The following is a 9,268-nucleotide window of genomic DNA, read 5'->3' on the forward strand; positions in this document are numbered from 1 at the left end:
ACCCGGCCGAAGCGGTTCCCCAGTCTGCTCGGAGGGATCGGGTGATCACCCTCGCTGTGGTCTCGGCCGCGCTCGCAGTGACGCTGTCGGTCGCGCCACGACCGCGCCTTGGCCCGCCGCGCCGCCGCCCGCCCGGCTGGGTGTTCGCGATGCCGGGGGTGCTGCTCGTCGTGGCGGTGCCGACCCGGGTCATGGCGCTGCTCGCGCTCGGCGTCGGGGTCACGGTCGCGGCGGTGCGGCTGTGGCGGCGCCGGACGGCCCGGTTGGCGGCCTCGGGTACGGCGGCCACGCTGGTCGAGGTCTGCGAGCAGCTCGCCGCCGAGCTCTCGGCGGGGCAGCCGCCGGATGCGGCGCTCACCAGCGCGGCGCGGAGCTGGCCGGTGCTGGCGCCGGTCGCCGAGGCCGCGAGGGTGGGCGCCGACGTGCCGGCCGCGCTGCGGCTGGTGGCGGCGCTGCCCGGTGCCGGCGAGCTTCGCTGGGTGGCCGCCGCCTGGCAGGTCGCCCACCGCACCGGGCAGGGGCTCGCGGCGGCGATCGATCGCGTCGCCCTCGACCTGCGCGAGCAGCAGGCCAGCCGCCGCGTCGTCGACGGCGAGCTCGCCTCGGCCAGGGCGACCGGCAAGCTGGTCGCCCTGCTGCCCGTCGCCGCGCTCGCGATGGGCTCCGGGGTCGGCGGGGACCCGTGGGCGTTCCTGCTCGGCACCACCGTCGGCGTGGTCGCGCTCGCGCTGGGCCTCGCCCTCGCGCTCGCCGGACTGTGGTGGATCGAGGCCATCGCCCGGTCGGTGGACTCGCCGTGACTGGGACGGCCCTGGCCGCGCTCCTCGCCGGCCTCGCGGTGGCGCTCGGCCTGCCGTACCGGGTCAGACCGCCCTCCCCGCCGGTGCCGCCAGCGGAGACCCCGGCGGGCGGCTGGATGATCCGCTACCGGCTCCCGCTCAGCCTGCTGGCCGGTGTCGGTGCCGCGACCTTCGTCGGTGGGGTGGCGGGCCTGGTCGCGGCACCGTTCGCGGGCGCCGCCTGCTGGGCCGGCATCGGTCGAGCGGAGCCCGCCGAGGTGCGTCGCGACCGCGAGCTGCTGCGGCGCGACCTGCCCCACCTGGTGCGATTGCTCGGTGCTGCGCTGGCGGCCGGGGCCGCACCGGCCGACGCGGTGGCTGCCGTCGCCGACGCGCTTCCCGGCCCGGCGTCGACGCGGCTGGCCGGTGCCGCGGCTCGGCTCCGGCTCGGCGCCGACCCGGTCGGCGTCTGGGAGGGGCTGGCCGACGAGCCGGGGCTGGCGCCGCTGGGCCGCGCGCTGGCCCGAGCCCAGGCCACCGGGTCGCCGGTGGTCGCCACGGTGGCGCGGCTGGCCGAGGAGCTGAGCCGCAACGCCCGCGCCGAGGTCGAGGACCGGGCCCGGCGGGTCGGCGTCAAGGCCGCCGTACCCCTCGGCCTGTGCCTGCTGCCGGCCTTCCTCTGCCTGGGCATCGTGCCTCTCGTCGGCGGCCTGTTGAGCACCCTCAGCCTGGGCTGAGGACGGTCGGCCAGGTCCGGCCAACTGGCCCCAGGAGTCACACGACAGGCCAAAAACCATCCACAGGCGGCTCTCGAACACGACTTTCCACAGCCAGTCGTACGGCGGGTGTCGGCTGTCGGCGCCGGCGGGAATCCTCAGGGGTGTCCGGCCGCACAGGGCGGCCGGCCCGACTCCCAGGAGGACCCATGCAGCTGCCCACCCGCCGCCGAGACGAGCGCGGCATCACCACCGCCGAATACGCCGTCGGCACCGCCGCCGGGGCCGGTCTCGCCGGCCTGCTCTACAAGATGCTCACCGGCGGCTTCGGCACCGACCTGCTCGAGAAGCTCTACGACCACGTCCTCTCCCTGCTCGGGCTATGAGCGTGTTCGAGAACTCGGAAGCGCCGGCTCGGCGCCTCCCATCGCACGCCCTGGCTGCGTTGTCGTCGGTCGCCATGCCTCCGGCATGGCTCCCTCCTCCGCCAGCTCACCCCACGAAAGATGCTCGCTGGCGCTCGCACTTCCGCGAGGACCCCGAGCTCCATGACGCACGCTGGACAACGCCGAACTCGCCGCCGAGTTCTCGAACACGCTCTATGACCGGGCGGAGAGCGGAGCGGGGAGCCGCCACGGCCGAGCTGGTCATGGTGCTCCCCGCGCTGGTCGCGGTGACGCTCGGGCTCGTCTGGCTGCTCTCGATCGGCGCCGCGCAGCTGCGGGTGGTCGACGCGGCTCGGGAGACCGCCCGTGCGCTGGCCCGGGGCGACGCCCAGGCCGAGGCGGTGGCGCGTGGCCGAGAGGTCGGTCCCGCCGAGACCCGCATCGCCGTCAGCTCGACCGAGGGCGACGTCGTGGTCACCGCCAAGGCGCGGGTGCGCGGGCCGGGTGGCCTGTTCGCCGGCCTGTCCGGGGTGACGGTCCACGCCGAGGCGGTCGCCGTGGCGGAGGAGACGACTTGATGACGAGGGAGACGCTGATCAATGGCGCCGTCGCGAGCGTCGTGAGGCGAGTGCGCTGGCAAAGGCCACTTCGTTCAGACCTGGTCGGGAGGGCAGGCTGGGCGCCTGTCGAGCGTCCGCGGTGCGGCCAGCGTGCCGCGTCGCGGCGCGCAGCAGGCGGGACTGATCAGTGTCTCCCTAGGCCGAGGGCACCGTCACGGCGCCGAGCGGGCCGCGAGCGAGGCTCGGCGGTGCCGTTCGCCATCGCGATGATCGGACTGCTGCTGATGATCGGCAACGCGCTGGGCGTGGTGGCGGCGATGTTCGCCGCCCACCGCACCGCCCAGGCCGCCGCCGACCTGGCCGCGCTGGCCGGCGCCAGAGCGGCGGTGACCGGCGGCGACGCCTGTGCCGAGTCGGCCCGGATCGCCGCCGCCAACGGGGTCAGGATCGATGCCTGCTCTCTCACCGGCGACGACGTGCTCGTCACCGTGACGGCCCCAGGACCGCACTGGTTCGGCGCTCACGCGGACCTGCAAGCGCAGGCCCGCGCCGGGCCGGCCCCGTGAGCCAGGCCCCGTTTCGGCGAGAGGACGTGGAGTTCCCGCACGGCACCTGGCTTCATGTCTGGTCAGGCGACGAGCTCGACCCAGGTGCTGGCAGGCACGACCCGTTCGATCCACCTCCGGTGATCGGCAAGACGGTCTTTCCGCGGGAGTGGTTCGGCAACGGGGACATCCGAACTACGTCGAAGCACTCCGAGGTCCCGGCGTCCAGCGCGTGCGGAGCCTCGCTCCGATCGTGTTGGAGGACATACCGTGGTAGCCATGCTCGAGGTCCACCGCGCCGCCGGTCAGTTTGTGAGGGATTTTGCTCCGCTGATAGCTGACCCAGGACTTCGGTGGTCGATCGTGGAGGGCACTCTGGAGGGTGGCGAGGCGACCTACGCGTTCGAGGTCCTCGTCGATGCCTTGGTCGAACGGAGCATCCCCGTCCCGGCTGAGGCACTGGCTCTCGTCGAACAGGCATTGAGCAACGAGCCCGACCACATGTATCCGCGTGTGCGGGCTGCGGCTGTTCGGGCCCGGGCGCGCGCGACGGCCTGAGAGCGCGTTTGAGAACTCGGAGGCGCCGGCTCCGCGCCGCCGCGCAGTAGGTCAGGACTTCTTAAACACGTTCTTAGTCGCCCGGCCGGTCGACGTCGCGCTCGTGGGCCCGGTCGGCCTCGACCTGCTCCAGCTTCTCGGAGAGCTCGTTGAGCCGCTTCTGCTCGCGGCGATGGCGCAGCTCCCGCTTGCCGCCGTACTTCGCGATGGAGAAGCCCCACAGGATCGCCACGCCCGAAAAGACCCCGACGAGGAAGACGCTGGTCGTGCCGAGCTCGAGGCCCAGCAGGCTAGCGTCACCGCCGGGTGTGAAGATCCCGGCGAGCAGCGCGAGAACGCCAAGCACCATCAGGACGAGGCCGAGGACCAACATGGTCGCAGCATAGATGCCCCCAGCCTCGTTGGCGCCTGATCAGGTGTCGCGGAGCAGGACGCGCAGCAACCGGGCAGCACCGATCTTGTCAAGCGGGTTGTTCTGATTGCCGCACTTGGGTGACTGGATGCACGACGGGCAGCCGTCGTCGCACTCGCAGGCCAGGATCGTCTCCAGGGTCGCGGTGAGCCACGGCCGGGCGGCCGCATAGCCCCGCTCGGCGAACCCCGCGCCGCCCGCCTGGCCGTCGTAGACGAAGACGGTGAGCTGCCCTGTGTCGGGATGCAGGGCGGTCGAGACGCCGCCGATGTCCCAGCGGTCGCAGGTCGCGAACAGCGGCAGCAGCCCGATCGAGCAGTGCTCGGCGGCATGTGCCGACCCGGGCAGGTCAGCGGCGGCCAGCCCCGCCGCCTCGAGCGCGCCGACCGGCACCGTCCACCAGACCGCGCTGGTGCGCAGCGTCCGCACCGGCAGGTCGAGCGGCTCCTCGCCGATCACCTCCCCGCTCGGCCGACGCCGCATCAGGAACGACACCACCTGGTGCGACACGTCCACCTCGCCGAACGACAGCCGGGACTCGCCCCAGCGCTCGTGGGCCCGCTCGGCGACGATCGAGACGTCGGTGCGTTCGCGCGCCGTGGTGGAGTACGGCGGATCGGCCCGCTCCATCACCGCCACCCGGTCCTCCAGGTCGAGCGAGGTCACCAGCCAGCTCTCGCCCCGATGGAGGTAGACCGCCCCGGCGTGAGCGGTGCTGTGCGCCCGCCCGGTGTCGACGGTGCCGACCACCCGGCCGGTGGCGCCCTCGATCAGCTGCACCGAGCCGCCGTCCGCGCCGCGGATGTCCACCAGGTCGACGGCCCGGCGGCGATCGGTCCAGAACCAGCCCCGCGGCCGCCGCCGCAGCAACCCGGCAGAGGTCAACGACGCCACCACCTGCTCCGAGGTAGGCCCGAACAGCGCGAAGTCGGCGGTCGTCAACGGGATCTCCTGTGCGGCGGCGCACAGCTGCGGGCCGAGCACATAGGGGTTGCCCGGATCGAAGACGGTGGCCTCGACCGGCTGTCCCAGCAGCGCCGCGGGATGGGTCACCAGGTAGGTGTCGAGCGGGTCGTCCCTGGCCACCAGCACGCCGAGCGCGTCCCGAGCGCCGCGCCCCGCCCGGCCGAGCTGCTGCCACAGCGCCGCCCGGGTGCCGGGATAGCCGGCCATCAGCACCGCGTCGAGCCCGCTGACGTCGATGCCGAGCTCGAGGGCGTTGGTCGCCGCCAGGCCGAGCAGCTCGCCGGAGCGCAGCGCCTGCTCCAGCTCGCGCCGCTCCTCGGGCAGGTAGCCGCCCCGGTAGGCCGCCACCCGGCCGGGCAGCGACGGATCCACTTCGGCCAGCAGCGCGGCGGCGGTCAGCGCGACCTGCTCGGCACCGTGGCGCGAGCGCACGAAGGCCAGGGTGCGCACGCCGGAGGAGACCAGGTCGGCCAGTAGGTCGGCGGTCTCGGAGGAGGCGGCTCGTCGCACCGGCGCGCCGTTCTCGCCGGCGTACGCCGTCAACGGCGGCTGCCACAGCCCGAGCGAGACCCGCCCGCGCGGGGAGCCGTCCTCGACGACGGCCTCGACGGGCAGTCCGGTCAGCCGCTGGGCGGCCTCCGCGGGGGAGGCGACGGTCGCCGAGGCGAGCACGAAGGTCGGCGAGGCGCCGTACGACGCCGCGACCCGGCGCAGCCGGCGCAGCACGTGGGCGACATGGGCGCCGAAGACGCCCCGGTAGTGGTGGCACTCGTCGACGACCACATAGGCGAGCGAGCCGAAGAACGACGCCCACCGGGAGTGGCCGGGCAGCAGCGAGCGGTGCAGCATGTCGGGGTTGGTCAGCACGAACTCGCCGAACGCCCGGGTCCACTCGCGCTGCTCGCGGGGGCTGTCGCCGTCGTGGGTCGCCACCCGGACGTCCAGCGACAGCGCCGAGAGCCGGGCCAGTTGGTCCTGTGCCAGCGCCTTGGTGGGAGCGAGGTAGAGCACGGTGGCGCCGCGCTGGCCCTTGGGGCCACGGGCGGCCCGGATCGCCGAGAGCGCCGGCAGCTGGTAGGCGAACGACTTGCCCGACGCGGTGCCGGTGGCGATCACTACGTGAGCGCCCGAGGCCGCCAGCGAGGCGGCGGCCGACTGGTGCCGCCAGGGCCGCTGGATGCCGGTGGCCGCCAACGCCGCCACCACCTCGGGATCGGCCCAGCCCGGCCAGTCGCCGAGCGCGGCGGCACGGGGCGCAAGCTCCTCGAGATGGGTGAGCCGTCCCTCCCGGCCGGGCACGCCGGCCAGCCGGTGCGCGATCGAGGAGACGGCATCAGGAGCCGTGGTCACAGCATCCATCCTGGCAAAGACTGCCGACAAGTTATGCACAGCTCGTTGAGATAGCCGCTGCACGCTGTGCCAACCTCGTGATTACATAGGGTCGGCTTGGTCGGCTCGAGCGTTCCAGACTCGGACGACGGAGTTGACCGACATAATCTTGAGTGGAGTGCTCCGTGGAACTGACTCTGGCGATCCGTGAGGTCGGTAGGACGACCATCGTCTCGGTCGGTGGCGAGATCGACGTCTACACCGCGCCCAAGTTGCGCGACAAGATCACCGAGCTCGTCGCAGCGGGGGCCTACGACCTCATCGTCGATCTGGAGGCGGTGGAGTTCCTCGACTCCACCGGACTGGGCGTGCTGGTCGGCGGCCTGAAGAAGGTCCGCGCCCACGACGGCAGCCTCCAGCTGGTCTGCACCCAGGACCGGCTGCTCAAGATCTTCCGCATCACCGGGCTCTCGAAGGTGTTCACCATCCACGAGTCCGCCGAGTCGGCCATCGCCGCCGGCTGACAGCCTCTCTGCGCCCTGCCGGAGCGGCCTCCGCGACGACGCGCGGGCGGCGTACTTTCCCATCACCTGTTCCAAAATGTGACGACACTCACATATCCTCGGTGAACTGGGGGAACCCACCACTCGCAGGAGGACGCGCATGTCCGATGTCGATGTCACCGGAGGCGACCTGGTTCTGGTCGTCATCGTCGCTGTAGTAGCGCTGGCCGCGCTCGGCCTCGCCTGGATGTTCCGCCGACAGGTGCTCGACGCCGCCAGCGGCACCGAGCACATGACCGAGATCGCCCAGGCGGTGGAGGAGGGCGCGGCCGCCTATCTCGCCCGCCAGTTCCGCACCCTGGCCGTCTTCGCCGTCATCGCGTTCGTGGTGCTGCTGGCGCTGCCGGCCGACGACTGGGGAGTGCGGATCGGCCGGAGCATCTTCTTCCTGCTCGGCGCCGGCTTCAGCGCCTCGGTCGGCTACCTCGGCATGTCGCTCGCGGTCCGCGCCAACGTGCGCGTCGCCGCCGCGGCCAACCGGGACGGCCGGGAGGCGGCCATGCGGATCGGCTTCCGCACCGGCGCCACCGTCGGAATGCTCACCGTCGGCCTCGGCCTGCTCGGCGCCAGCGTCGTCGTACTGATCTTCCAGGGCGAGGCTCCCCACGTGCTGGAGGGCTTCGGCTTCGGCGCCGCCCTGCTCGCGATGTTCATGAGGGTCGGCGGCGGCATCTTCACCAAGGCCGCCGACGTCGGTGCCGACCTCGTCGGCAAGGTGGAACAGAACATCCCCGAAGACGACCCGCGCAACGCCGCCACCATCGCCGACAACGTCGGCGACAACGTCGGCGACTGCGCCGGCATGGCCGCCGACCTCTTCGAGTCCTACGCCGTCACCCTGGTCGCCGCGCTGATCCTGGGGTCGCAGGCGCTCGGAGAGAAGGGGCTGGTGTTCCCGCTGCTGGTGCCGGCGGTCGGCGCGCTGACCGCCGTGCTCGGCATCTACCTGTGCCGGCCTCGTGTCGGTGAGAACGGTCTGCTGACCATCAACCGCGCCTTCTACATCTCCGCGGCCGTCGGCGGGATCGTCTCGGCGATCGTCGCCTTCCTCTACCTGCCCGGCGAGTGGACGGCCGGCGCGGCCGGGCTGCTCTCCGACGACCTGCCGGACGCCGACCCGCGGCTGCTCGCGGCCGTCGCGGTCGTCATCGGCGTGGTGCTCGCGGCCGCGATCCTGGCGCTGACCGGCTACTTCACCGGCACCGACTACCGCCCGGTCAAGGACGTCGGCCGGACCTCGCTGACCGGGCCCGCCACCGTCATCCTCAGCGGCCTGAGCGTGGGCTTCGAGTCGGCCGTCTACACCGCGATCGTGATCGGCGCGGCGGTCTTCGGGGCGGCGCTGATCGGCGGTTCGGCCGCGCTGTTCGCCGTCGCGCTGGCCGGCTGTGGCCTGCTCACCACCGTTGGCGTCATCGTCGCGATGGACACCTTCGGTCCGGTCTCCGACAACGCCCAGGGCATCGCCGAGATGTCCGGCGACGTCAGCGAGGAGGGCGCGCAGATCCTCACCGAGCTCGACGCGGTCGGCAACACCACCAAGGCGATCACCAAGGGCATCGCCATCGCCACCGCGGTGCTCGCCGCGAGCGCGCTGTTCGCGTCGTACACCCAGAGCGCCTTCGAGGCCTTCGCCGACTCCGGCGATGCGAGCGACTCCAGCGCCATCCTCGGCGGCTTCCTCGTCTTCGACGCCAAGCTGCTGGTCGGCACCCTGCTCGGTGCCGCGGTCGTCTTCCTCTTCTCCGGCCTGGCGATCAACGCCGTCGGTCGGGCGGCTGGCGCCGTCGTCTTCGAGGTACGACGGCAGTTCCGGGAGATCCCGGGGATCATGGAGGGCACCGGCCGGCCGGAGTACGGCAAGGTCGTCGACATCGTCACTCGCGACTCGCTGCGCGAGCTGGCCACCCCCGGCATCCTGGCCATCCTGGCGCCGGTCGCCGTCGGCTTCGGGCTCGGGATCGGTCCGCTGGCCGGCTTCCTGGCCGGCGCCATCGCCACCGGCACCCTGATGGCGGTCTTCCTCGCCAATGCCGGCGGCGCCTGGGACAACGCCAAGAAGCTGGTCGAGGACGGCAACCACGGCGGCAAGGGCTCCGACGCCCACGCCGCCACGGTCATCGGCGACACCGTCGGCGACCCGTTCAAGGACACCGCCGGCCCGGCGATCAACCCGCTGCTCAAGGTGATGAACCTGGTCAGCCTGCTGATCGTCTCCGCCGTCGTGAACCTGACCTATGGCGAGAACGCCAGCGATCCGCTGCGCATCCTCATCGCCGTGGTCGCCGCCCTCGGCATCGCCGTCGCCGTCTACATCTCCAAGCGCCGCCCGGTCGCCATCGAGCGCGAGTCGGCAGAAGTGCAAGTGTGAGAAGCGCCGAGTCGGCAGAAGTGCTGCTCTGAGCGAGGCCGAGTCGGCAGAAGTGCAGGCCCCGCGCCTGCACTTCTGCCGAC

General features: G+C 72.6%; 10 protein-coding genes. 8 read left to right on the forward strand and 2 right to left on the reverse strand.

Annotated elements, in window-relative coordinates:
- Window positions 1-41 precede the first annotated feature (41 nt).
- The 6 genes from QM595_RS03870 (at window position 42) to QM595_RS03895 (ending at window position 3,544) form a co-directional block, all read left to right on the forward strand.
- Entirely contained in the window at window positions 42-800 is a 759-nt protein-coding gene (locus QM595_RS03870) for a type II secretion system F family protein (RefSeq protein ID WP_415170208.1), read from the forward strand.
- A complete protein-coding gene (locus QM595_RS03875) occupies window positions 797-1,516 on the forward strand; it encodes a type II secretion system F family protein (protein ID WP_415170209.1) in 720 nt (239 codons plus the stop codon). The genes QM595_RS03870 and QM595_RS03875 overlap by 4 nt, the downstream gene beginning before the upstream one ends.
- A gap of 188 nt (window positions 1,517-1,704) precedes the next feature.
- Window positions 1,705-1,881, forward strand: coding sequence for a DUF4244 domain-containing protein (locus QM595_RS03880; RefSeq protein ID WP_415170210.1), 177 nt, complete (start codon window positions 1,705-1,707; stop codon window positions 1,879-1,881).
- Window positions 1,882-2,096: 215 nt separating this feature from the next.
- The gene (locus QM595_RS03885) at window positions 2,097-2,459 is read left to right on the forward strand and encodes a TadE family type IV pilus minor pilin (protein WP_415170211.1); all 363 of its coding nucleotides are present in this window, start codon (window positions 2,097-2,099) and stop codon (window positions 2,457-2,459) included.
- Complete coding sequence (locus tag QM595_RS03890) at window positions 2,459-3,007, forward strand: Rv3654c family TadE-like protein (protein ID WP_415170212.1); 549 nt, start codon at window positions 2,459-2,461, stop codon at window positions 3,005-3,007. Before QM595_RS03885 ends, QM595_RS03890 begins: the two co-directional genes overlap by 1 nt.
- A gap of 258 nt (window positions 3,008-3,265) precedes the next feature.
- The gene (locus QM595_RS03895) at window positions 3,266-3,544 is read left to right on the forward strand and encodes a hypothetical protein (RefSeq protein WP_415170213.1); all 279 of its coding nucleotides are present in this window, start codon (window positions 3,266-3,268) and stop codon (window positions 3,542-3,544) included.
- Window positions 3,545-3,617: 73 nt separating this feature from the next.
- On the opposite strand, the gene QM595_RS03900 is transcribed toward QM595_RS03895, so the two are convergent.
- Together QM595_RS03900 and QM595_RS03905 are read right to left on the reverse strand one after the other, a co-directional pair.
- On the reverse strand, window positions 3,618-3,917 hold the full coding sequence (locus QM595_RS03900; RefSeq protein ID WP_415170214.1) for a hypothetical protein: 300 nt from the start codon (window positions 3,915-3,917) through the stop codon (window positions 3,618-3,620).
- A 39-nt stretch (window positions 3,918-3,956) separates the two neighbouring features.
- Window positions 3,957-6,272 (reverse strand): DEAD/DEAH box helicase, encoded by a 2,316-nt coding sequence (locus QM595_RS03905; protein WP_415170215.1) that lies wholly within the window; start codon window positions 6,270-6,272, stop codon window positions 3,957-3,959.
- A gap of 164 nt (window positions 6,273-6,436) precedes the next feature.
- Between QM595_RS03905 and QM595_RS03910 the strand changes: the two genes are divergently transcribed.
- Window positions 6,437-6,775 carry an anti-sigma factor antagonist gene (locus QM595_RS03910; RefSeq protein WP_415170216.1) on the forward strand — a complete coding sequence of 113 codons (339 nt, stop codon included), beginning with the start codon at window positions 6,437-6,439 and terminating at the stop codon, window positions 6,773-6,775.
- Between the two features lie 139 nt (window positions 6,776-6,914).
- Window positions 6,915-9,185 (forward strand): sodium-translocating pyrophosphatase, encoded by a 2,271-nt coding sequence (locus tag QM595_RS03915; RefSeq protein WP_415170217.1) that lies wholly within the window; start codon window positions 6,915-6,917, stop codon window positions 9,183-9,185.
- The last annotated feature ends 83 nt before the right edge of the window (window positions 9,186-9,268 follow it).

This window comes from Nocardioides sp. (genome assembly GCF_047607185.1).
Taxonomy (GTDB): Bacteria; Actinomycetota; Actinomycetes; order Propionibacteriales; family Nocardioidaceae; genus Nocardioides.

Bases quoted from the DNA above. Each gene is read 5' to 3' on its own strand.
- QM595_RS03880 (WP_415170210.1), top strand. From the start codon at position 1,705: ATGCAGCTGCCCACCCGCCGCCGAGACGAGCGCGGCATCACCACCGCC.
- QM595_RS03885 (WP_415170211.1), top strand. From the start codon at position 2,097: ATGACCGGGCGGAGAGCGGAGCGGGGAGCCGCCACGGCCGAGCTGGTC.
- QM595_RS03890 (WP_415170212.1), top strand. From the start codon at position 2,459: ATGACGAGGGAGACGCTGATCAATGGCGCCGTCGCGAGCGTCGTGAGG.
- QM595_RS03895 (WP_415170213.1), top strand. From the start codon at position 3,266: ATGCTCGAGGTCCACCGCGCCGCCGGTCAGTTTGTGAGGGATTTTGCT.
- QM595_RS03900 (WP_415170214.1), bottom strand. From the start codon at position 3,917: ATGTTGGTCCTCGGCCTCGTCCTGATGGTGCTTGGCGTTCTCGCGCTG.
- QM595_RS03915 (WP_415170217.1), top strand. From the start codon at position 6,915: ATGTCCGATGTCGATGTCACCGGAGGCGACCTGGTTCTGGTCGTCATC.